We start from the raw sequence: 22,315 nt of genomic DNA on the forward strand, positions 1-22,315 counted from the left end.
CCGGAGTGCTGGGACTCGGCGAAGGTGATCAGTGCGGCCGAGGCCACCCAGAACAGGCCCATCACGGCCACGATCGCGTAGCCCTGGCGGTTGTCCGCTCTTGAAGCCGTAGGCGTTGGCGGTGACGTGGTGGCGCTTGTCGATCTCGACGCCGAAGCCCCGGTAGATGATCGACCCCTCCCAGATCACCTCGCCGTTGGCCTCGCCGCCGTACAGCGACGCCTTGGGGACGCTGTGGCTGATGGAGACCGCGGCGTTGAAGTTCCGCTTGGCGCAGTCGGCGTGGTCGACCTTGGTGATCTTCGATCCGTTGGTGTAGTAGTCCACCCACAGGCTGAACTTGGTGACGGTGACACCGAAGATCTTCTGCTTCACCGTGTAGGTGGTCTCCCACCATCCCTTGCTCAGCTTGCCGCCGGCCGCGACCGCGTCGCCGGCGTCCGGGTCCGGCGTGAACTTGGCGTCGCTGTCGGTCTCGATCTGGACGTCGCCGCCCTTGAGGTTCACCAGCTGGTGGACGGTGGTGCCGGGCGCGGGGGCGTCGGCGGCCTCCTCCAGCAGGGCCTTCAGGTTGTCGGGGTCCTCGGTGTAGTCGAGGTACTTGACCTGCTGGTCGTGGGAGAGCGCGTCGAACTGCTGGAGCGTCTCGGCGGCGCCGGGCTCGGTGCTGCTCCTGAGGCTGTTCTGGTAGGCCCCGATGCGCAGGCCGTCCTTCGAGATGATCGACGCGTTGGCGGTTCCGGTGCCCAGCAGGGCGGCGGTGGCCAGTCCGGCGACGACGGTGGTGGCGATGCGACGGGTCATGGGCGTGGACATGGTGTGAACGAATCCCCCTTGTGCGAATGCCTTGTGATGATCAGTCAAGCAGTGTGCGAGGGTCGCGTGCCTCAAGAGAAGCTCAGACTTTTGATCAATCCTCGACAACGCCGGAGCGGCACCGGCGGCCGGGTCGAAACGGATCGGCTCAACGAGTGGCGTTCCCGGGCCCCGACCGGCGCGCTGCGTCCACCGCTCCGACCGGCCCGCTATCTCTGGTAGGTCACCTGACACAACGGAGGGCCGGACACCATGGCTGCGAGACGGAAGTTCCCGCCGGCCGGGGCAACGGCCGACGGGAGCGGCCCCGAACAGCCGGGTACGGCGCCGCATCCCGCCCCTCGAACGGCATGACGCCGGCCGAGCAGGCGCGCCCGCGCGGGCTGCCGCCGGGGCGGCGGGCCGCCGTGACGCGCTGCCTGCTGGTGCTCGCCGCGGGCGCCGCGAACGCGTTCGGATTCCTCGCCCTGGGTGGCGTGTTCACCAGCGTGGTCACCGCGAACTCCGCCCTGCTGGGCGTATACGTGGGCACCGCGCACTTCGGCGCGGCCCGCCCGGTCGGCGCGACGCTGCTGGGTTACGTCTTCGGGGCCGCCGTGGGCACCCTGCTGGCCGCCGGCCGGGGCCGCCTCCCCGGTTCCGGAAGGCGGGGGCTGCTCCTCGAAACCGCGCTGCTCTGGCTCGTGGTTGCGGGCTGGCTGGATTCGGACGGCGCCCCCGACGCCGCCCGCCGCACGACGCTGCTGGTCCTCACGGCGGCGGCGATGGGCAGCCAGAACGCCGGCGCCCGCGCCACCGCAGGCGGCGGCTCCCCGACCGCCTTCCTGACCGGCCTGCTCACCTCGACCATCGCCGAGTTCGTCGGCCGGGGGCGCCTCCTGGCGGGCAACCTCGCCGTGGTCGGCCAGTTCATCACCGGCGCGGCGGCCGCCGGCGCGGCCTTCCGCTGGCTCCACCCGGCCGCACCCGTGCTGCCCGCCCTCCTGGTGTCGGCCGCCCTGCTGTCCTTCGACCCCACCGACAGCCGCCTCCCCCGGACACCCGCCCCACCACCCAAGGCACCGCCCGCGGCGTAACCGCCCGACCACGCCCATGGATCGGGCACGGTCCTGGCCCCGCCGGGGCCCGGGCCGCGGCGCGGCAGGGCGGGCGGGTCCGGTCAGGCCGGGGTCTGCGCGGGCTCCGGCCCGGTCGCGGCGGCCGGCGTGGCGGGCTCCTTGAGGCGCTTGCCGAGCAGGACGAACAGCAGGATCAGCCCGACGGTGAGCAGGATGTGCCCCAGGCCGGCGATCAGCGGAACGGCCTCGGGGACGGGGTCGGCGAGCACGGTCTCGGTGCCGTGCACGAACATCATCGCGACGCTGACCGAGATGCCCGCGTTGTAGAACCAGAAGAAGGAGGTGAACAGCTTCGTGCCGGAGAGCTGGAACTGCTTGTCCAGCGCCAGGACGATCAGGAAGCCCAGCATCCCGAGCGCGAGCAGGTGGGTGTGCATGAGGGCCAGCTGGGTGTCGCCGGTGAAGTCGTGGGCCTTGGTGAACTCCCGGTAGTACAGCCCCGATACGACTCCCAGGATCATGTAGACGTGCGCCGCGTAGTACGACTTCCGCATCCCCGTTGCCTGCTTTCATCTGATCAACTGTCAATCCGATGGGGGACATTGAAGCACCTCGCTGCCCGACCCCGAAGGCCGGCGACGACGGCAAGCAATGAAGGCAGTCGACGACGGCGGTCGACGAATCCGGTCAGCCGGTCGTGAAGACGAAGGCGTCGTCGTTGTAGTAGTTGGGCTGGTGGACGATGGGCGATCCGGCCGGCGGCGGCGCACTCCCCGACCATTCCTTCGGGCCGAGCAGGTGCGAGCCGTAGTCGCTGCCGGCGACCTGCGGGGCGAACCACAGCCGGAAGGTGGTCGGCGTCCTGTCCACGGCGAACCGCCAAAGCTGCTCCGGGTACTGCCCGGCCGGCCGGCAGGGCCGCAGCGCCACCGCCACCACATTGCCCGACCCGCTGGTGCCGTCGAGGCACAACCCATCCTCGGCGTTGCGGAGTTGGTAGAGGTCGTTGCCCACGGCCAGACGCTGCCAGGCCTGTGACCGGTCACCGGTGCAGGGCAGCAGGGCGAGCGCCGTAGCGGTGTCGCCCACGCTGCCCACGCAGAGGCCGCCCGCTACGTCGATGAGGCGGAACGCCCCCGGCAGCGGCCCCGGCGACGGTGCGCCCCCACCCGACGTACCGGCCGATGTCCCCGCCGACGTACCCGCCGACGCGCTGCGCGAAGCGGCCGTCGGGCCGGGGCCGGTCGCCGCGGTCGGGGCATCGTCCGAGGCGGCGGCGTCGGCCGACGGCGGGGTGCTCGGGGACGGGGTGGCGGTCGGCACCGTCGACACCGACGGGCTCACCGGTGCGACGGGCGAAGCGGGCCCGGCCGGAGCGGGAGAGGCGGCCACCCGGTCCGGCAGGTCGTCCGATGCCGTGGACGCGGCGACGATCCCCGCGAGCGCGGCCACCACGAGGACGACACCGACCGCCGTACGGGACGGCACGGGCGACCGGCGGGCGGCGACGGCCGCCGGAGGGCCGGCGAGGTCCGCAGGCAGGGGAAGGACGGTGGTCACCGTCGCGTCCGGCCCCTCCGCGGTCCCCACCACGGCCACCGCCCCCGCCTCCGAGCCGGCCGACGGGCCGTCGGTGCACAGCAGCAGCCCCTGCCGGAGCGGGTCGCGGTCCCAGTCGCGGATGGCCGCGAGCTCGGCCCGGGCGTCGGCACAGGCGGCGCACCCGTACAGGTGGCGCGCGAGGCCGTCGTCCGCGGCGATGACGTCCCGCCGCACGGCGTCGCCCAGCCTGGCGACCAGTTGGCGGCAGGTCCGCGAGGAGGCCCGCGACACGTACACCTGCTGGTACGCGTCGAAGAGCGCCTCACGCGCGGGCGCCGGGGCCGGGGCGGCCTCAAGCCCGTCCGCCGGCCGGTCCCCCTCACGCTCGGCGTCCGGCTCCAGGTACCGCCACAGCTCGGCCTGCCACGGCTCCCACAGCTCCCGGAACGCCCGCAGCAGCGTCGACGCCTCCTCGGCCGCGGCCAGCGCGTCCGCCGCCGAGCACGCCGGTTCCACCCGCGGCAGCGACCGCAGCCAGGCCGCGAACCCGGCCGACAGGGCGGCCTCCCGCCCGGCGTCGGCCCACTGCGCCGCCTGCCGTCGGGCCGTCTCCACCAGCCGGGGCCGCCAGGCGTGGGACGGACCGCCCCCGGCGGCGACGGCCGCGAGCACCTCGGCGAAGGCCTCGTCCGTGAGCTCCTTGGCGCTGCGGCCGCCACGGCACCACGGCCGGGTCCGGGCGAGGAGCGCGTCCGAGTGCCGGCGGGCGATCTCCTCGGCCGCCGGCAGGTACCGTTCCCCGCCGGCCCGGATGCCGGCGGCGAGATCGGCATCCGTGAGCGTGGCCGTGGCTGGCTGTGCCACCGTTGTCCCTCCAGGAACTCGTCCGAGCTGCTCGGATCGCGCACCGGCCCGCGGACCGGCCGCGTCGCGGCGGCCGGCACGGTGACCGTCTGTCACCCAAGGAGATCCACCGGGCCGGCCGGGATAACGGAAAGCCCGGACCTGTCCGAGTGGTGGACGGCCGCCTGCGACGCACACGCGACCGACCACCCGAGGCGCGGCACCGGCCGGCGGCGCGCGTACCTGCCTAGGATGCGCGCATGCCCGCCTACGCTCTGGCCGTCGCGTTCCTCGTGGTCTTCGCCGTCGGGGTGCGCCGCGACCGGCGGCGGTTCGGCAACGCCGTCCTGCTCGGGCTGTCCGTGCTCTTCCTGGCCGCGGGGGTACTGGGCGAACTGGCCCGGCTCCCGGCCGTCGTGGTGGACAGCGCCTCGGCGGCGATCCCGGCAGCGGCGGGGCTCGGCCTGCTCGCGGTGGCGCTCTTCCTGCTCGCCAACGGCGTCACCATGCTCCGGACCGAGGGCGGCCGGCTCGCCAACCTGCTGCCGCTGCTGCTCGGCCTGACCCTGCTCGCGCTGCTCGCCCTGCTGCTCGCCGCCGTGCACATCGACTCCCCGGCGCTGCGCGCCGTCGCGGGCGGCACCCTGCTGGTCGCCGGGTACTTCGGGTTCCTGTTCGTCTGCTTCCTCGGCTACGCCTTCCTGTACGGGCGCCTCACCACCCGCCGGGACGTCGACTTCGTGGTCGTCCTGGGCGCCGGGCTGACCGACGGGGACCAGGTACCGCCGCTGCTGGCGGGACGGCTGGAGCGGGCCTGGGGGCTGTACCAGGTGCAGGCGGCCCGGGGCCGGCCGCCGGCCGTGCTGGTCTCCGGTGGCAAGGGTGACGACGAGCGGGTGCCGGAGTCGCAGGCGATGGCCGACCACCTGACCGCGCTGGGGTGCCCGGAGGGCCGGATCGCCCAGGAGGACCGGTCGGTCAGCACGGAGGAGAACCTCCGGTTCAGCCGCGTGGTGATGGAGCGGCAGCACGGTCCCGGCTACCGCTGCGTGGTGGTCACCAGCACCTTCCACGTGCTGCGCTCCGCCGTGCTGGCGCGGCGGGCCGGCCTGCCCGGCCAGGTGCTCGGGGCGCACACCGCGCCGTACTACTGGCCGAGCGCCATCATCCGTGAGTTCGTCGCCGTCCTCGCCCTCTACCCGACCGCCAACGCGGCGGCGGTGGCCGTGCTCGGCGTGGTCGGCGCCGTGGTCGGCCGGATCGCCTGACGCCGGGGCCGGCCCCCGACGGGCGAGCGGTTCGTTCACGACCGGCGGGTGGGGACCGGCCGGGACTTCGGGCACGACGGAACGAGCCTCCACTCCCGCGCCGGGCCGCTTCGCGCCCACCTGCCGCTACGACCCCGTGCCAGCCCTGCTGAGCGAACGTCCGTGGCGCGGCCTGCTGACGATGCAGGTGGCTCCCCGGCCCGGGGACGTGATCGTCGACGTGGGCTGCGGCACGGGTTCGCAGGCGCTGCTGCTCCACCGGGTCGAGCCGGGGGCGCGGGTGATCGGCGTCGATCCGGATCCGGCGGTCCTGGCGCCGGGCGCGGGGTCGGCGAGGTGGGGTGTGCCGCGTGCGGCGTCGCTCGTCATCCGGTCGATCATGCCGTCGTCGGGCGGCCCGGTCCACCCTTTCGGATCAGGTCAAGAAGTGCACCGATTGGGTTCCGTGTGCGGTCATTTGACGAAGAGTCATTACGGATTCCGAACCATTGACATGGCTCACCGGCGTTGCGAGAGTTCTCCTCGTCCGGAGCGTGCCGGTGCGTCACTGCCGGTCAGCGGTCCGGCGCCGCACCCGAGCCCTGGTGGAGAACCGAACCCGGATGAGCCCCGACACCGATGTGACGCGCCGGCCCTGTGCCGGGCCGCCGCGCGCCCGTGGTCTCACCCGGCGGGTCGGTCCGTAGGGCCGGTGTTGTCGCGCGACCGGCCGGGGGGTGGTCGTCGCGGAGTTCCGTGGACCGGGCGTCGGGCTCGCCGACCGGCCGTCGACCGCTTCTCTGTGAGGATCGCAATGAGCATACCCACGATGCGTGAACCCGCCGGTCCGGCGCAGCGGCCCGGCCCGCTGCGCCGGATGTGCTGGATCTTCCCCGACCGGGAGTCGACCCGGGCGACGGCGATGTGGCAGGACTTCTTCTGGGACCTGTACGCGGAGGTCGCCGAGGAGTCGGGGATGTCCTGGACCCGGCACGCGCCCGACGCGGTCACGGTGGATGCCACGGACCCTGCCCGCCCGCGGGTCTACGTGGACGGCGAGCAGGTCTCCCCGGACGACACGCTGTTCGTCACGGCGCTGTACTCGCTGCCGTACCAGGCGATGGACATCTTCAACCAGTACGAGCTGTACGCCGTGCTCGAACAGGCCGGTTTCTACCTGCCGTTCCCCCCACAGGTCTCGCTGGTCGGCAACGACAAGCTGGCCACCATGCTGGCCCTGGCCGGCTCCCCGGTGCCGCCGATCCCCACGGTCCGGATCGGCACCGGCCGCGACGTCGGCAAGCACCTGTACGAGGCGGCGCTGGCGAACATGACGTACCCGGCGATCGTGAAGCCGTCGGGGTGGTGCGGTGGCGGCGGGATCAACCTGGCGCGCAGCCGGGAGGACATCCGGGGGCTGGCCAGTCTGGCGCAGGGCGGCGACACCACGCTGGTGGTCCAGCCGTACCTGGGGGACGGCACGGTCGACTACCGGGTGTACGTGGTGGACGGCAAGCCGTACGCGGTGATGAAGCGGATCCCGCTGCCAGGCTCGCCGGTGGCCAACGCCAGCCGTGGCGGGATCATGGAGTTCCCGCCGGTGCCGGCGGAACTGGCCGCGGCGACGGCGTACTTCGCCGAGCGACTGCCGATCCCGTTCTTCTGCGTCGACTTCCTGTTCGACGGCGAGCGGTACTGGTTCTCCGAGCTGGAGCCGGACGGGGTGATCGCCCCGGACTACGACGACCCCGGCCGTACCCTGCAGCGCGACATCACCCGGGCGCGGTTCGCCGCCTACCGGGACGCCCACGCGAAGTGGCTGGCCAACGGCTCGGCCGGCACCGCGGCCACCCTCACCCCAGGAACGGAGTCGAGATGACGGACCAGTTCTCGCTGCCGCCGCAGGCGGCCGGACCGCAGCTGGGCGTCGCCCGGCGCAACCTCGAACTGCTGAGGACCGTACCGGAGTTGGCGCAGCGCTACGAAGGCCTGGACGGGCCGCTGACGCTCGACGGGCTCGCGGCGCTCCCGCCGCTGGCCAAGGACGACCTCAACGTCGCGCTGGCGCACCTGGAACCCCGGGCCGCGACCGGTGCCACCTGGCTGTTCCAGAGCGGCGGCAGCACCGGCGCGCCGAAGGTCGGCTACGCGCCGACCGGGTTCTACATGGCCGGGGTGTACGCGCACTGGCAGCCGCTGGAGCGCACGGACGTGTTCGTCAACGCCTGGGGCGCGGGCCGGATGTGGGGCGCGCACTTCCTGGCGGCGGGACTGGCCGACCGGTCCGGCTGCCAGGTCATCGCGCTGGGCTCGGTCACCGCCGACGAGTACGAGGACTGGCTGGCGTTCTTCGCCGCCCGCTCGGTGACCGCGATCGGCGGGACGCCCAGCGTGCTGCGGCTGTGGTTCGCCCGGGCGCGGGCCGCCGGGCTGGAACTGCCCGCGCTGCGCAAGGTGCTGTGGCTCGGCGAGGCGTGGCAGCCGCAGCTGGAGCAGGACATGGCGGTGGTCGCGCCGCACGCGCGCCGCTGGGGCATGTTCGGCTCCACCGAGACCTGGGTGGTCGGCACCAACACGCCCGACTGCCCGGCCGACACCTTCCACCCGCTGCCCGAGCAGCTGGTGCACGTCGGCGAGGGCGACCTGCTGGACTTCACCACGCTCAACCCCGACATGCTCAACCCTGTGCTGCGTTACCGGACCGGCGACGCGGGCGAGTTGACGTCCTGTCCGTGCGGCCGGGCGGGTGCCGCGATGCGGGTGCTCGGGCGGCGCGACAGTGTGGTGCAGGTCCGCGGTCTCGGGCTGCACGTGAACGAGCTCATCGCGCGGGTGGAGCGGGAGCCCGGGGTGTCCCGGGCGCAGGTCCTGATCACCGAGGCCAAGGGGCGGGCGAGCGGTGTGGACGTCCTGCTGCTCACCGGCCAGGGTGCGGCGGTGGACCTCGACGGTCTGCGCCGGGAGCTGCTGTCCGCGACGTTCACCCTCAGTACCGCCTTCCTGCACGACCCGGAGTCCTTCCGGGTGCTCGCGGTGGACGCGCTGGTCAGCAACGACCGGACCGGGAAGACGGCCGACTTCGTGGTCAGGGAGGGGTCGTGAAGCTGCGCCGGCCGGCCTCCCTGGGCCGCGGGTTCAACCTGTTCTGGGCGGGCCAGACGGTGAGTACGGTCGGCGACCGGGTCACCGTGTTCGTGGTGCCGACCCTGATGATCTTCGCCCTGCACGCCAGCGCCCTCCAGGTCGGCGTGGTGGCGATGGCGCAGTACCTGGGCATTCCGCTGCTCGGCCCGGTCGCCGGGGTGCTGGTCGACCGCTGGGACAAGCGGCGCACGATGCTGACCTGCGACCTGGTGCGGCTGGCGGCGGTGGCGCTGATCCCGCTGGCGTACTGGCAGGACGCGCTCTCCACGCCGCTGCTGTTCGGCTGCGTGGCGGTGATCAGCGGCGCCACCATCTTCTTCAACGTCGGGTATCTGGTCGCCGTCCCCGCCGTGGTGGAGGAGGACCAACTGGTCAGCGCCTACTCGCGGTTGGAGGGCAGCGGCTCGGTGTCGGAGGTGGCCGGGCCGTCGATCGCGGCCGCCCTCTACAGCGTGCTCGGCGCGGCGGCGCTGCTGGTGGACGCGGCCAGCTACCTGGTCTCGGCGGTGTGCTTCCGCTCCATGCGGCCTTGGGGCGAGCGGACGGTCGTCGAGGGCACGGTGTGGGAGCGGCTGACCGCGGGTTTCCGGCTGAACTGGGCCGATCCGGTGCTGCGGCGGGTGGTGGTGGCCGCGGTGACGCTCAACTCCGGCGGTCCGGTCTTCGTCACGGTGCTGCCGATCCTCGCGTACAGGGGCCTCGGGGTGTCGGCGGGGGTGTTCGGTGCGGCCATGTCGGTGGCGGCGGCGGGCGCCCTGGTCGGCGCGCTGGTCGCGCCGCGGATCAGCGGGCGCCTGGGCACCGGGCGGACCATGGCCTGGGCGCTGCTGCTGCACTGCCTGGTCGGGCTCGGCGTGCTGGCGGCGCCCGCGCTGCCCGCCGGGCCGGTGATCGCGGTGACGATGGGCTGCTACGGCTTCTTCATGTCCTGCATCAATGTGTGCAGCGCGCCGATCCGGCAGTCCCGGATGTCGGCCCGCCACCAGGGGGTGATGCACGCGGCGTTCCGGACCGTGACCTGGGGGGTGATCCCGCTGGCGGCGCTGGTCGGCGGTGTGGGGGTGGCCCTGCTGACCGGGCCGCTCGGGGTGCTGGACGCGGCGCGGGTGGTGATGGCCGGCGGCACCCTGCTGGCGGCGTTCTCCTTCCTGCCCGCCGCCGGGCTCCAGCCGCTGCTGGACGCGGCCGGACGGGAGCGGGCCGCCGGGGCGGACGTCACCGCCGCCGGGCCGGGCAGCGAGCCGACCCTGACGGAGACCGCGTCATGACGGCTGACCCCGGCAGGACGGTCCTGGTGACCGGGACCTCGTCCGGCATCGGGCTGGCCACCGCCGTCCGCGCGGCACGCGCCGGGTTCACCACGGTGGCGACCGTGCGGGATCCGGGCCGGGCGGACGCGCTGCTCGCCGCCGCCGACCGGGCGGGCGTGACGCTGGACGTGCGCCGGCTGGACGTCACGGACGCCGACTCGGTGACGGAGTGCGTGGCGGGCGTCGAGCGGGCGTACGGGCGGCTGGACGCGGTGGTGAACAACGCCGGCGTCTCCAACTCCGACCCCACCATGGAGATGTCGACGATGGCGGCGCTGCGCGCCAACCTGGAGGTGAACTTCTTCGGTGTGGTCGCGGTCAGCCGGGCCGCGATGCCGCTGCTGCGGGCCGCCCGGGGACGGCTGGTGACCATCGGCAGTGTGCACGGGGTCGTCGGCCAGCCGTTCAACGAGGCTTACTGCGCGGCGAAGTTCGCCGTCGAGGGGTTCATGGAGAGCCTGGCCCCGGTCGCCGGGGCGCACGGCGTGACGGTGTCGCTGGTGGTGCCGGGCTTCGTACCGGACACCGAGTTCGGGGTGTTCCCCGACATCAACCGGGCGACCATCCAGGCCGCCTCGGGCCCGTACGCCGACACCTTCGCCGACTATCTCGCCTGGGTGGGCGGCCAGGGCTGGGAGGCGGCGGGGCAGCCGGCGGCGGAGGTCGCCGGGGTCGTGGTGCGGACCCTGCTCGCGGAGCGGCCCGGTTTCCGGGTCCCCGCCAACGGGTGGGCGGCCGAGTACCTGGACCACAAGCTGGCCGACCGCGACGGCTCGGCCGTGCAGACGCTCGCCCGTACCTGGATCGGACGACCCGACCCCGACCGGCTGGACTCCCCCGGCACCGACGGCAGATAAGGAGAGGCAGTGCCCGCGAAACCGCTTCAGGAGCTGGTCGACCATGCCCGCACCCACTCGCCGTTCTACGCCCGGGTGTACCGCGACGTACCCCGGACCGTCTCGCACCTCACCGAACTGCCCATCATCGACCAGGCCGAGTTCTGGGCCGCCAACCGGTGGCCGGACAACCAGGTCCTGACCGCGCCGCTGACCGACGCGGGCGTCTACAAGACCGGCGGGACCACCGGTGCGCCGAAGCTCTCGCCCTGGTCGCGCACCGAACACGCCGACTCGGTGACCGCGTTCGGCGCGGGCCTGGTCCAGGCCGGGCTGAAGCCGGGCCACCGGGTGGCCAACCTGTTCTGCGCCGGCGAGCTGTACGGCGGGTTCCTGTACGTCGAGAACGCGCTGCACCACGCGCCGGTCGACAACGTCCGGCTGCCGGTCGGCGGCGCCGCCTCCGACGACTACATCGCCGACCTGATCGCGAGCTTCGGCGTCCACGTGCTGGCGGGCGAGCCGATGAAGCTCAGCTCGGTGGCGGAGTGCCTGGTGCGGCGCGGTGAGAGCGCCGACTCGGTGGAGTTGCTGCTGTTCGGCGGCGACCTGCTCTTCGCCGACCTGCGGCCGATCCTGTCCCGGGCCTTCCCCAAGGCGGCGGTCTCGTCGCTGGGTTACGCCTCGGTGGACGCGGGGCTGGTCGCCGCGCCCGTCCCCGGGGACGACGTCCGGGTGCACGAGGCGTTCCCCCACCGCACCATGGTGGAGATCGTCGACGATGTGACCGGTGAGCCCGTCACCACCCCCGGGGTGCCCGGCCGGGTCCTGGTCACCAACCTGTTCCGCACCCTGATGCCGATCATCCGCTACCCCGCCGGGGACCGCGCGGAGTGGCTCGACACCGAGTGCCGCCGCTTCCGGCTGCTCGGCCGCTCGGTCGAGGGCGCCCGGGTCGGCACCGTCGCGATGCCGACCGAGGACATCCGTACGGTGCTCATCGAGGCCGATCCGGACCGGTTCATCGCCGGGATGCAAATGGTGCAGCGGCGCTGGGACGGCCGCGACGGCCTGATCCTGCGCCTCGGGTACACCGAGCAGCCGCCCGCCGACCTGAGCGGCAGGCTGATCGAGGCGGTGTACACGGCCCGGCCGCTCTACCCGGCCGAGGTGGCGTCGGGCGCCATCCACCACCTCCAGGTCGAGTGGGTCCCGCGGTCGGAGCTGGTCACCAACCCACGCACCGGCAAGCTCCAGCAGGTCCTGGACGAACGCCCCCCGGCCTGACGGCGCCCCGGATCAGCTGGCGGAGCTGCTCCGCTGATCCGGGTCCGGTGGGTGGTCGGCGGCGACCAGGTCGGCGGCGCGGGTGGGGTCGTCGGCGGCCCGGCGCAGGAGCGCTTCGAGGTCGTAGGTCGGGGTTTCGGGGGCGGACCCGAGGGTGAGTTCCAGGCCGGGGTCGAAGCGCGGTGCCCGGAGCGCGGCGCGCAGGTCGGGGCGGAGCCGGTCGAGTGTGCACAGCAGGTCCCAGGCGGCGGCGTCCAGCCGGGCGCGGCGCACCGGGTCGCAGGCGTTCACTGCGTCGTCGACCCCGGTGCCGTCGGCGTCGTACGTCTGCAGCGCGGGCAGCAGTTCGGGGGCGCCCAGCACGGCGGCCGCGTGGAAGGTCAGGGTGTGGGCGCCGTCGGGATGGCCGAGCAGTTCCAGCAGGAGCGGAACGGCGCGCGGGTCGTGCCTGCGGGCGAGGCCGTGGATGCCCTCCTCGCGGGCGTCCGGGTCCTCGTCACGGGTGCGTTCCCACAGGGCGGCCCGGATCGCCGGGCTGTCGGTCTCGAGCTGGAGGCCGAGGCTGAAGGTCGCCCAGTTGCGCACCTGCGGGTCCGGGTCGCGGGTCAGTGTGATGAGCGCGGCGGTGTCGGGGCCGTCCGGCAGGCCGGTGGCGACCCCGGGGAAGGCGGCGGCGACCTGTTCCCGCACCCCGGCGTCGGGATGACCGGCCAGGGTGACCAGGACGGGGACGGCGCGCCGGTCCGCCGTCCCGCCGAGTGCGCGGGCCAGCGCGGCGAGGACCCCGCTCCCGCTCTCCCGCCGCGCCAGGCCGATCAGGGCGGTCGCCGCCTCGGCGCGGAGCTCCTCGTGCCGGTCGCCCGCGTGGCCGAGCAGGGCGCAGCCCGCCTCCCGGTCGACGGGGTCGGGCGAGCGGATCAGTTCCCGGCCGAGCGTCAGGGATCCGGGTCCGTCGGCGGCGGCCTGCCGCAGCAGCGACCGGTATGCGTCCTGGTCCGGGTCCGGGTCCGAAGGGTCGGCGGCGTGCGCGAGCGCCAGCGCCCGGGCGACCGGCTCCGCGGCCGGGGTGGTGTCCATCGGTGCAGTCTCCCCCACCGTCGCGGGGCGCGCACCGGGGTTTTCGCCGGTCAGCCCTGCTCGTCCGGTCAGCCCTTCTCCTCGTCCGGCCGGCCGTAGCGGCCGGCCGCGACCTTCAGCGGGATCAGGGCGAGCCAGGGCCACTTGGTCGCGGAGGTGAAGGTGTAGGAGATGACGACGACGGCGGTCAGGACCACGATCGTTCCCACGAGTTCGACGACGAGCGCGCGTACGACGTGGCGGGGCAGCCCGGTGCGCAGGATTCCCGGGTGTGCCTTCAGGTGCAGCACGATGGCGAGTTGGACGACGTCCACGGCGGCGACGCCGGCCGAGTAGATGGCAACCGACTGCCACTGGTCGCCGTACTCGGACAGCAGGGCGGTCGGGAAGGGGAGCAGCGCAACCAGGCCGAGTTCCAGCAGGGCGAGCCTGGTCAGGGTGGTGTCGGGGCGTCCGACGTACTCGAAGATCTCCCGGTGGCCGCGCCAGAACTCGACGATCACCAGGAAGCTCAGCCCGTACGCCGCCAGCGGCGGGAGGATGTCGTGCAGGGCCTGCCGGTAGTCGTCCGGGGAGAGGCCGGCCGGGATCGCGACGTCGAGCACCAGCAGGGTGGCGGCGATGGCGAAGACGCCGTCGGACAGGGCCAGCAGTCGGTCGAGGGCGGGACCGCCGGTCTCGGTGGGCGCTCGCTCCTCGGGTCCGCTCATCCCGCCGAGCGTAGGGACGCCGGGTGGTCCGGCGGGCGGACACGCCGGGCCGCCGGGCCCGCGCCGCCCGTTCGGGCCAGCCGCCCGCCGGGGCCCGGGGCGTTCAGTCCGGGGGGTCGGTGACCTCGGCCCGGTCGCTGTCGCCGTCGGACAGGAACGACGCCAGGGCCTGGCCCTGTTCGGCGACGGCGGTGCGTTCGGCCCGGGCGAGGCGGCGCAGCGGGGTGACGGTGACGGTGCCTGCCCGGGTGGTCCAGGTGGCGCCGACCCGGCCGTCGACCAGGACCACGCGCTCCCCGGCGACGGAGAGGCCGCGGTGGGCGTCGTCGATGATCCGGCGGCGGTCGTGGTAGCCGAGGACCGCGTTGTCGAACGCCGGGAGGAACCGTACGGGGGCGGGGGTGTCGGGGTCGGGGCGCGGTGCGTCGGGGAGGTCGAGCAGTTCCCGGCCGCGCTCGTCGCGGAAGGTGACCAGGTCGCCGCGGATCGCGGCGACCGCGGCGGGCAGTCCGGCCAGGCCGCACCAGGCGCGCAGGTCGGCCGAGGCGGCGGGTCCGAAGGCGGCCAGGTAGCGGCGGACGAGGGCCTGGCCGACGGGGTCGGCGGGGTCCTGGGACGGCGGGTCGATCTCGCGGCCGAGCCAGGCGGCGAGCGGGAGGTTGCGTACTCCGCCCTTGGTCCGCCACAGGCCGCGGGGCGGCAGCTGGGCCATCGGGACGAGGGCGGCGACCAGCATTTCGCCGAGTGGGCGCGGTCCGGGGGCCGGCCAGCGGTCGGCGACGGCCCGGGCGAGTTCGGTCATCGTGCGGGGCCGGTCGTCGGCGAGGACGGCCCGGCCCGCGGCGGCGAGTTAGTCGAGGTCGACCCCGGCGAGTTCACGGCGGTAGGTGCCGAGGACCCGTTGACGCAGCATGGCGTCGTGGCGGGAGCGCCAGGCGAGGGCGTCGGCGGCGGTGAGCAGGTGGACGGTGCGGCGCATCAGGTGGGTGCGGACCACGCGGCGGTCGGTGAGCAGCTCCGAGAGGGCGGCCGGGTCGAAGGTGCGCAGCCGTGACCAGAGCCCGGTGAACGGTTCCTGCGGTTCCTGGGCCTGGAGGCCGCCGAGGTGTGCGACGGCGTCGTGGACCGGCAGGTCGGCGGGTTCGAGCAGCAGTTGCCGGGCGAGCGTCGCGCGGTTGAGGGCCCGGGTGCCGAGGACGGTCATCGGGTCCTCCGGCCGCTGTCGGGTCGGTTCGCCCGGTGTGCCGGCCTCGGTTGTCTCGCGGTCATGGCGCTCGGGGCCTCTCCGGTCACTCTCGTACGGGAACGGGACCACACTCGCACGGGTAGCGGTCAGGTTCTGGCCGCTACCGGGGGCAGGATGGGGTCCATGCCGACGACCTCAGCGCGACTGCTCGCCCTGCTCTCCCTGCTCCAGGCGCGCCGGGACTGGCCGGGGGCGTTGCTGGCGGAGCGGTTGGAGGTCAGCGCGCGGACCGTGCGGCGTGATGTGGACCGGCTGCGCGGGCTCGGCTATCCGATCGCGGCTACCAAGGGTCCGGAGGGCGGGTACCGGCTCGACGCGGGTGCCGAGCTGCCGTCGCTGCTGTTCGACGACGAGCAGGCGGTCGCCCTGGCGGTGGCGCTGCAGCTCGCCGCCGCCTCCAGCGCGGGGATCGGGGAGGCCGCGGCCCGTGCGCTGAACACGGTGCGGCAGGTGATGCCGGCGCGGCTGCGGCACCGCATCGACACGCTCCGGGTGACGGCCGTGGAGCGGCCGGGGGGCCGGTCGGGGACGGAGGTCGACGGCGGTGTGCTGGCGGCGGTGGGCGCCGCCGTCCACGCCCGGGAGGTGCTGCGGTTCGACTACGCCGGCCCGGCGGGCGGTTCCGGTGGGGCGCCGCGCCGGGTGGAGCCGCACCATCTGGTCACCTGGGGAGGGCGGTGGTACCTGGTCGCCTGGGACCTCGACCGCGGGGACTGGCGCACCTTCCGGGCGGACCGGATGGCGCCGCGCACCCCGACCGGGCCGCGTTTCACCCCGCGCGAGGTGCCGGGGGGCGAGGTGGCCGCGTTCGTGGCCGGCCGGTTCCTGGGTGCCGACGGCTCCGGTGCGCTGCCGTGCCGCGGTGAGGTGGTGCTCGGCCTGCCGGCGGCCACGGTGTCCCGGTACGCCGGTGACGGGCTGGTCGAGGAACTCGGCCCGGACCGCTGCCGGCTCACCCTGGGCTCGTGGTCGTGGGCGGGTCTGGCGGCGGCCGTCGGCGCGTTCGACGCGGAGATCGAGGTGGTCGGGCCGCCGGAGCTGCGCCGGGCGTTCGCGCTGCTGGCCCGCCGCTACGCGGCCGCGGCGGCGGGGCCGTCACCGGTCGGGTGAGGGGGCGGGGTCGGGGTACGGGGCCGGGGGCGGGGTGAGGGCTCAGGGTGACGGCGCGAAGCGGGCGACCAGGTCCCCGGCCGTCAGCCGCTCGAGTTCTTCGGGCGCCGCGTCGAACGGTCCGGGGTGGAGGCGGTACACCGTGCCGGACAGCTTCTCGGGCGCGGGCAGGTCCGCGTCGACGAGGGCGACCAGCGCTCGTCGGCCGGCCAGGCGTGCGGTGAGTTCCGGTCCGGACGGGCCCGGCCCATCCGGCTGCCGCCAGGTGCGCAGCCGGGCCGCGAAGGCCTCGACCGGCTCGTGCTCCGCGCGCCGCCAGGTCCGTGCGGCGCCGCCGTCGCGTCCGCGGACCACGACTTCGTCGGTGGTGGCGGCGGCCATCGCGCCGGCCAGGTCCCAGAGGGTGGCGCGCTGCTCCGGGGCGAAGTGGGCGAGGACGTCGCGGGCGAGCCGGCCGACCTCCTCGTGGTGCCGCCGGACGCTGTGGAAGCCGCCGTCGGCGCCGGTGTTGAGGTCGGTCCAGGTGTAGCGGCGGTCGGCGAGGTCGACGATCATCGGGACGCACACCTTGGCGTCACCCGCCAGGTCGAGCCGCTGGCGTACGGCCTTGGGGTCGTAGTGTCCGGCGGCGCGGTCGGCGGCGTCGAGCTGGATGAAGCCCGCGAAGGCGTCGGTGAGCTGTTCGAAGGAGACGTCGTTGTAGCTGAACACGATCATGACGGCGTACCGGGCGCCGCCCGCCGCGAGCCGGGCGAGGTCCAGGTCGACGAACTCCGTGGCGCCGTCCGGCGCGGGGGCCGAGACGAGGTCGCCGGAGTGGACGGCGGCCCGGTCGCCGTGCACCAGTTCGGTGAAGTCGCACATCCCGGTGAACCGCCAGTCGGCGTCGTACAGGGCGACCGACAGGTCGAGGTCGACCCGCAGGTGGTCCGGCTGCATCCAGTGCAGGAAGAGCCGCAGGCGTTCGCCCGCCGGCAGCGGCAGCCGGCTGCCGCGCGGTACGCAGACCAGCGTCCTCGCGGCGGCCCGCTCGGCGAACGGGGCCACCAGGTCGGCCAGTCCCTCGTCGAGCAGCGCCAGGTCGTACCGCTCCCCCGCGCACCGCCGCAGCAGCTCCGAGTCGATCAACTCGCAGACCGGTCGGCTCAGTTCGTCCGGCACGAGGGTGCCGTGATCCTCCCGGGCGTGGGCCAGCGAGACCGCGCCGCGGGGGAAGTACAGGCGTCGCTCGCCGTACTCCCGCGCGCCGCGCAGCCGCCCGTACGCGCCGAGCAGCGGGCCCGGTGCGACCCGGCGCAGCGCCTCGGCGATGACGTGCAGGGCGTCGTCGGGCAGTGGGTCGCCGGGTGCGGTGGCGGCCTGGACGCGCAGTACGTGGTGCAGCCGGCGGGCGAGTTCGCCGGGGCGGCGGGCGAGCGCCCGCAGGGCGCCGGGCACGTCGCCGGCGGCGAGCCGGCCCTCGACGAGCCCCGCGAAGCCGGTGAATCCCAGCCTGGTGCGGCCACCGGACTCCACCACGCGCAGTGGGGCGGGCTGCTCGGCGAGCTCCCGGCCGACCGGGTGTGCGCGCAGGTCCGTCTCCCGCAGCAGGGCGAACGCCGTGGCGACGGCGGGGAAGCGGGTGCGGTACTCGTACGGGTGGAGCAGTTCGCCCGCCCGCAGCCAGGCGGACCGGTGGCGGCGGAGGTCTTCGCAGAGCGCGGCGAGCGGCAGGGCGTCGAGGATCGCCAGCAGGTCGCGGCGCAGAGCGCGCGGCAGGTTGCGCAGCCGCAGGCGGCGGGCGGTCGCGGGGAGCAGGTCCGGTTCGGCGCCGGACCGGGCCCAGAGCAGCCGCAGCACATCGGTCGCGGTGTCGATCCGCTCCGCGAGGACGGGCAGGGCCGAGGCGGGGTCGCGGCGCAGCAGCGCGGCGAGCACGACGGCCTTGGTCTCGCGGACGGGGATCCGTTCGGGGAGGCGGTCCGGGAGGTCCGCGGGGGCGAGGGCGAGGAGCGTCTCCAGGTCCTCGCGGTCCTGCGGGGTCAGCGGGGTGCGGCGGGCGAGCAGGCGGTGCAGTTCAACCGTGGCGACGGTGAGGGTGTCGCCCTCGGCGAGGCGCAGCGGGCGCAGCGTCTGTTCACCACCGAAGTCCTCGGCGGCCATCCGGCCGGTCCGGGTGTCCTCGCCCAGGTACGTGCCGTCCTCCAACGGGGTGCCGCACAGGGGGCACTGTCCGCCCCGGCCTTCGGCGGTCAGGCCCCGGTGGCAGCCGGTGCACAGCAGGTGGGCGCAGGGTGCGAGGGCGCCGATGCCGGCCTCGGCGCCGGTCCGGCCGCAGTGGGCGCACGGCTGGCGGGGCTGGTTGAGCAGGAAGGCCCGCATCGTCCGGGAGTACAGCAGGTGTGCGTGGCCCGGGACCGCGTCGGGGAAGCGGTGGAACAGTGTCAGGTGCCGGCGGTCGGCGCCCAGCAGCCGGTCGATGGCCGCCAGCAGTGCCCCGCCGGTCTGCGCCAGCACGGTCGGCGTCAACCGGCCCAGTGTGGAGCGGAGTTGGGCGGTGAGCAGATAGCCGCGCTGGACCAGGTCGGCATCGAGGGCGACCAGGCCGTCGGCGTTCCACGGGTGGGCGGCGGGGAGCAGGCCGGCGGTCGGGACGCAGACCACGCCACGACGGCGGAGCAGGAAGGTGTCCAGGTCGGCGTCGGTGACCGACGCGGCGACTCGGGTCATACGGAAGGATCCCCCGAGAGGATGAGAGAAGAGGAGAGGCGGGCGGAGAGGGGGCGCGCTGTTCTGTGTCAGGGTGTGAGGAGAAGGAAGCACGCCGCGGAGCCGCCCGCAGGCAGAACCATAGCGGGGCGGGCCGCGGCCGCCCACCGATTTACCGGCGGTCGGGCCGGAGTCCCGTGCCGGGGTCGTGTGCTCAGTAGAAGTCGTCGCGGCGGTGCGGGGGGTTGAGTGCGTCGCCGCGCTGCTGTCGCTGCTGGTAGGCCTGGTTCGCGGTGATCTCCCGCAGGTGTGCCTGGCTCTGCAGGGTCATCAGGGTGGCGAGTGCGTGGCGCGGTGTCATGGGGTTGTCCAGGCAGGCGCGGTACAGGGCGGCGGCGCGCCCGGTGTCGCCGTACAGGGTGCGGTAGAGCTCGGCCGCCCGGTACTGGGCGTACGGGTGCCCGCCGTCGGCGGCCGTCAGCAGCAGCTCCAGGGCGTGGTCCGCGGGTGTGCGGGTGACGGGCAGCTGGCGCTCGAGGTAGAGGTCGGCGAGGGCGAGCATGGCTTCGGGTTCGCCCAGGGACGCGGCGGCGCGGTACCAGTGGGCGGCGTCGTCGAGCGAGGGGGCGACGCCGGCCGGCGGGCAGCCGTGGTGGGAGAGGGTCGCCAGGTAGTAGGCGGCCCGGGGGGATCCGGGGCTCTGCCGCAGCCAGGGCACGGCGTCCGCGTACTGTCCCTGGACGTAGCGGACGTGGCCGAGGAGTTCGACGGCGGCTGGGTGGCCGGTGGCCGCGGCGGTCTCCAGGAAGAAGGTGGTCGCGGGGCGGTGCGGGTCGCTGTTCCAGCAGTGCAGCGCGATCCGGTAGTACTCCTCGGCGGTGGTGGGTTCGTGGCCGTCCGCGGTGAAGTTGATCCCCTGCCAGAGCACCACTGCAGTTCCTCCCCGGGCCGGGCGCCGCTCACCCTCGCCACGCGATCCTGGCACGCCCGGCCCCGGTTGCCCAGGGCGGGGCCGGGCCGGGCGGTCAGGCTCCGGCGGTCGCCCGGGAGACGTCCCGCAGCAGCGGGAGCAGCTGGTTCTCGCCGGCGGTCAGCGGGCGGGCCAGCGTCCAGTTGGCCATCACGGTGCGGCGTTCGGGGGCCGGACTGACACCGAGTTCGGCCAGCACGCCGTGCCGGAGCTCGAAGCGGACGGACCGGCGCGGTACCAGCCCGACGCCGAGGCCGATCCGGACGGCCTCCTTGACGCCCTCGGTGCCCCACAGGTCGAGGGTCGGGGCGCCGGACAGTTCCCAGCAGTGCAGCAGGTCCTTCAGCTGACGGCGGGTCTGGGAGCCGCATTCGCGCAGCAGGAAGGTCTCGCCGGCCAGGTCGGCGGGGGCGATCCGCCGTCCGGCGAGCGGGTGGTCGGCGGGGCAGACCAGCAGCATGTCGTCGCCGGCGAGCCGTTCGGAGCGGTACCGGCCCGGGGGCAGCGGGCTGCCGCTGAGGCCGACGCCGGTGCGGCCCTCCTCCAGTGCCTCGGCGAGCTGGTCGGCGGTGCTGACGGCAAGGCTGAGCTGCGCGTCGGGTTCCCGGCGGCGCAGTTCCTGGAGCAGGGCGGGCAGCAGGTGGTGGCCGATGGTGCTGGTGCTGCCGATGACCAGGGGTTCGCGGCGCAGCAGTGCCGCCGCGTGGACGGCTTCGACGGCCTGGTCGGCGAGGGCGAGGACCTCCTTGCTCTGGGCCAGCAGGACCTCGCCGGCCAGGGTGGGGCGGATCTTCGGGCCTGAGCGGTCGACCAGCTGGGTGCGCAGGGCTATTTCGAGGTTCTGAACCTGTTTCGACACGGAGGACTGGCTCAGGAACAGGACCTGGCCCGCCGCCGAGAATCCCTCGCATTCGATGACCTGTGCGAAAATCGCCAGTTGATTGAGGTTGAGTCGCATCGTGGCCTCGCTCGCGTCCGGACGGTGTGGGACACAGGGGTCCGGCTCGGTGCCGCACTGAACCGGCCGGTAGGGCAATGTACCCTGCGCCCGGCTCCGGGTCACAGTGCTGGTCTACCTGCGGTGTTGCCGGTCCGGGCGGTGGGTCGGGCGCGGGGCCGTCCACCCCCGCTGCTACGTGCGCCGACGGTCGGCCGGTTACGGGCCGGACCCCGCCCGCGGGATGCCACCGACACCTCGCGAATGGCAAAGGATTCGCAAAGCAGCGGGACGAAACCTCGGATCGGCCCTCTTTCTCTGGTGACCGGCCCGCCCGCGGCCGGCAGTTCCCAGGGAGGTATTCCGGTGCACCCTTGCCCCGGCGGTCGACCGTCCGCGCAATCCCCGTCCGCCGTCCCCGACCGGCCCGCCCCGGGCCGGCCCACCCCCTCCCGGCCCGCCCCCGGCCGCCTCACCCCCGACCGGCCCGGCACCCCCGCCGGCCGCCCGGTGCCGGGCCCCCGGACCCGGCACCGCCATCCGCGCACCCCCTGGAAGGGGGCGCTGTGGATGCGCTGACCCTGCCGGTCGGCGAGCGCGGGGAACTGGTGCTGCGCCGGCCCCCCGGACCCGCCGCCGACGCCGCACCGCGGCAACGCCCCGGCACGGTCCAGGCGGTGGCGCTCTCCGCGGCGCCGGGGCCGCCCCCGCCGGGCCTGTCCCCCACCAAGGTGATCGCCTACCTGCACGGGCCCGAACCGTACCTGCTGATCCCCGACCCCGTACCCGGCATGCACCGCACCCTCGTCCGCTGGCTGCGGGGCGGCTCGGCGGTGGTGGGGCCGGTGGTGGCCCGCGCCGACGCCGGCGCCTCCCTGCGCTGGGCGCGGACTCTGCTGGCGCTGGCCCCGCAGCGGCCGGGCGCCGCCGGTGAACTCCTCTTCGTCGAGGACCACCTGGCCCAGGTGGTGCTCTTCCAGGACCCGCTGCTGGCCGGCCACCTGTCGGCCAAGTGGCTCGCCAGACTCAACGACCTGACACCGCGCCGGCGCGAGATGCTGGAGCAGACCCTGCTCGCCTGGCTGGAGGGAGGCGGCGCGACCAGAGCCGCGCTGCTGCTGCGCCTGCACCCGCAGACCGTCCGCTACCGGCTGCGGCAGCTGGAGCGGCTGTTCGGCGCCAGCCTGCGCACCTCCCAGGCGCGGTTCGAGATCCTGCTGGCACTGAAGATCCACGGCATGGCCGCCGAGTTCGCCCGGCTGCGCCGCCGCGCCGAGCAACTGCCCGCCCCCCGGGCGTCCGAGCCCCACCAGGACGGCCCACCCGGCACCCGCTGAGGGCCGTGGCCGCTCCTTGACCGACCCAGATCCCGTGACCTTCGACCGGGACCTGCGAACACCCGGATCCGTCCGTTGCCGTGCGTTCCACGGCGGAACCGTGCTGCGGTTCCGCGGCAGGTTCCACGCGGCCGATCGGGGCCCGCCGCGGCGGGCC

At 74.5% G+C, this 22,315-nt stretch carries 17 protein-coding genes and 1 pseudogene; 9 read left to right on the plus strand and 9 right to left on the minus strand.

What is annotated here, in order from left to right; genetic code table 11:
- Positions 1 to 804, minus strand: an 804-nt coding sequence (locus AB0D08_RS28745; protein ID WP_359892936.1) for a hypothetical protein, incomplete at its 3' end; no start/stop codon positions are given.
- 362 nt (positions 805 to 1,166) lie between these two features.
- Between AB0D08_RS28745 and AB0D08_RS28750 the strand changes: the two genes are divergently transcribed.
- On the plus strand, positions 1,167 to 1,892 hold the full coding sequence (locus tag AB0D08_RS28750) for a YoaK family protein (RefSeq protein WP_063794412.1): 726 nt from the start codon (positions 1,167 to 1,169) through the stop codon (positions 1,890 to 1,892).
- An 83-nt stretch (positions 1,893 to 1,975) separates the two neighbouring features.
- Here the strand turns inward: AB0D08_RS28750 and AB0D08_RS28755 are convergent, their stop codons facing one another.
- A complete protein-coding gene (locus AB0D08_RS28755) occupies positions 1,976 to 2,428 on the minus strand; it encodes a DUF2871 domain-containing protein (protein ID WP_033821889.1) in 453 nt (150 codons plus the stop codon).
- Between the two features lie 133 nt (positions 2,429 to 2,561).
- Positions 2,562 to 4,280, minus strand: coding sequence for an RICIN domain-containing protein (locus AB0D08_RS28760; RefSeq protein WP_359892940.1), 1,719 nt, complete (start codon positions 4,278 to 4,280; stop codon positions 2,562 to 2,564).
- Between the two features lie 239 nt (positions 4,281 to 4,519).
- On the opposite strand from AB0D08_RS28760, the gene AB0D08_RS28765 reads away from it, so the two are divergent.
- The 6 genes from AB0D08_RS28765 to AB0D08_RS28790 all read left to right on the plus strand — a co-directional run bounded on the left by AB0D08_RS28765 (position 4,520) and on the right by AB0D08_RS28790 (position 12,083).
- Positions 4,520 to 5,527: a YdcF family protein gene (locus AB0D08_RS28765; RefSeq protein WP_033821887.1), complete on the plus strand. Its 1,008-nt coding sequence runs from the start codon at positions 4,520 to 4,522 to the stop codon at positions 5,525 to 5,527.
- A gap of 793 nt (positions 5,528 to 6,320) precedes the next feature.
- A complete protein-coding gene (locus AB0D08_RS28770; RefSeq protein ID WP_199520386.1) occupies positions 6,321 to 7,385 on the plus strand; it encodes a hypothetical protein in 1,065 nt (354 codons plus the stop codon).
- The gene (locus AB0D08_RS28775) at positions 7,382 to 8,608 is read left to right on the plus strand and encodes an AMP-binding protein (protein WP_051813018.1); all 1,227 of its coding nucleotides are present in this window, start codon (positions 7,382 to 7,384) and stop codon (positions 8,606 to 8,608) included. Before AB0D08_RS28770 ends, AB0D08_RS28775 begins: the two co-directional genes overlap by 4 nt.
- On the plus strand, positions 8,605 to 9,918 hold the full coding sequence (locus AB0D08_RS28780) for an MFS transporter (protein WP_033821885.1): 1,314 nt from the start codon (positions 8,605 to 8,607) through the stop codon (positions 9,916 to 9,918). The genes AB0D08_RS28775 and AB0D08_RS28780 overlap by 4 nt, the downstream gene beginning before the upstream one ends.
- The gene (locus tag AB0D08_RS28785) at positions 9,915 to 10,817 is read left to right on the plus strand and encodes an SDR family NAD(P)-dependent oxidoreductase (protein ID WP_051813016.1); all 903 of its coding nucleotides are present in this window, start codon (positions 9,915 to 9,917) and stop codon (positions 10,815 to 10,817) included. Before AB0D08_RS28780 ends, AB0D08_RS28785 begins: the two co-directional genes overlap by 4 nt.
- 9 nt (positions 10,818 to 10,826) lie before the next feature.
- Complete coding sequence (locus AB0D08_RS28790; RefSeq protein WP_033821884.1) at positions 10,827 to 12,083, plus strand: AMP-binding protein; 1,257 nt, start codon at positions 10,827 to 10,829, stop codon at positions 12,081 to 12,083.
- Positions 12,084 to 12,095: 12 nt separating this feature from the next.
- Here AB0D08_RS28790 and AB0D08_RS28795 read toward each other — a convergent pair whose 3' ends face one another.
- From AB0D08_RS28795 to AB0D08_RS28805, 3 genes and pseudogenes are all read right to left on the minus strand, one after another.
- Entirely contained in the window at positions 12,096 to 13,160 is a 1,065-nt protein-coding gene (locus AB0D08_RS28795; RefSeq protein WP_359892945.1) for a HEAT repeat domain-containing protein, read from the minus strand.
- 68 nt (positions 13,161 to 13,228) lie between these two features.
- Entirely contained in the window at positions 13,229 to 13,870 is a 642-nt protein-coding gene (locus tag AB0D08_RS28800) for a TMEM175 family protein (protein WP_359892948.1), read from the minus strand.
- A 103-nt stretch (positions 13,871 to 13,973) separates the two neighbouring features.
- Positions 13,974 to 15,074, minus strand: a pseudogene (locus AB0D08_RS28805) (winged helix DNA-binding domain-containing protein).
- A 165-nt stretch (positions 15,075 to 15,239) separates the two neighbouring features.
- Between AB0D08_RS28805 and AB0D08_RS28810 the strand changes: the two are divergent.
- On the plus strand, positions 15,240 to 16,226 hold the full coding sequence (locus tag AB0D08_RS28810; RefSeq protein ID WP_359892950.1) for a WYL domain-containing protein: 987 nt from the start codon (positions 15,240 to 15,242) through the stop codon (positions 16,224 to 16,226).
- A 42-nt stretch (positions 16,227 to 16,268) separates the two neighbouring features.
- Here AB0D08_RS28810 and AB0D08_RS28815 read toward each other — a convergent pair whose 3' ends face one another.
- The 3 genes from AB0D08_RS28815 to AB0D08_RS28825 all read right to left on the minus strand — a co-directional run bounded on the left by AB0D08_RS28815 (position 16,269) and on the right by AB0D08_RS28825 (position 20,842).
- Positions 16,269 to 18,935, minus strand: a complete 2,667-nt coding sequence (locus tag AB0D08_RS28815) for an MXAN_6230/SCO0854 family RING domain-containing protein (protein WP_359892953.1) — start codon at positions 18,933 to 18,935, stop codon at positions 16,269 to 16,271.
- A gap of 193 nt (positions 18,936 to 19,128) precedes the next feature.
- Positions 19,129 to 19,845 carry a tetratricopeptide repeat protein gene (locus AB0D08_RS28820; protein ID WP_359892956.1) on the minus strand — a complete coding sequence of 239 codons (717 nt, stop codon included), beginning with the start codon at positions 19,843 to 19,845 and terminating at the stop codon, positions 19,129 to 19,131.
- A 94-nt stretch (positions 19,846 to 19,939) separates the two neighbouring features.
- Positions 19,940 to 20,842: a LysR family transcriptional regulator gene (locus tag AB0D08_RS28825; protein WP_051812565.1), complete on the minus strand. Its 903-nt coding sequence runs from the start codon at positions 20,840 to 20,842 to the stop codon at positions 19,940 to 19,942.
- A 545-nt stretch (positions 20,843 to 21,387) separates the two neighbouring features.
- Here AB0D08_RS28825 and AB0D08_RS28830 point away from each other — a divergent pair.
- Positions 21,388 to 22,158 (plus strand): helix-turn-helix domain-containing protein, encoded by a 771-nt coding sequence (locus tag AB0D08_RS28830; protein WP_051813732.1) that lies wholly within the window; start codon positions 21,388 to 21,390, stop codon positions 22,156 to 22,158.
- The last annotated feature ends 157 nt before the right edge of the window (positions 22,159 to 22,315 follow it).

The organism is Kitasatospora sp. NPDC048540 (genome assembly GCF_040651175.1).
Lineage (GTDB): Bacteria > Actinomycetota > Actinomycetes > Streptomycetales > Streptomycetaceae > Kitasatospora.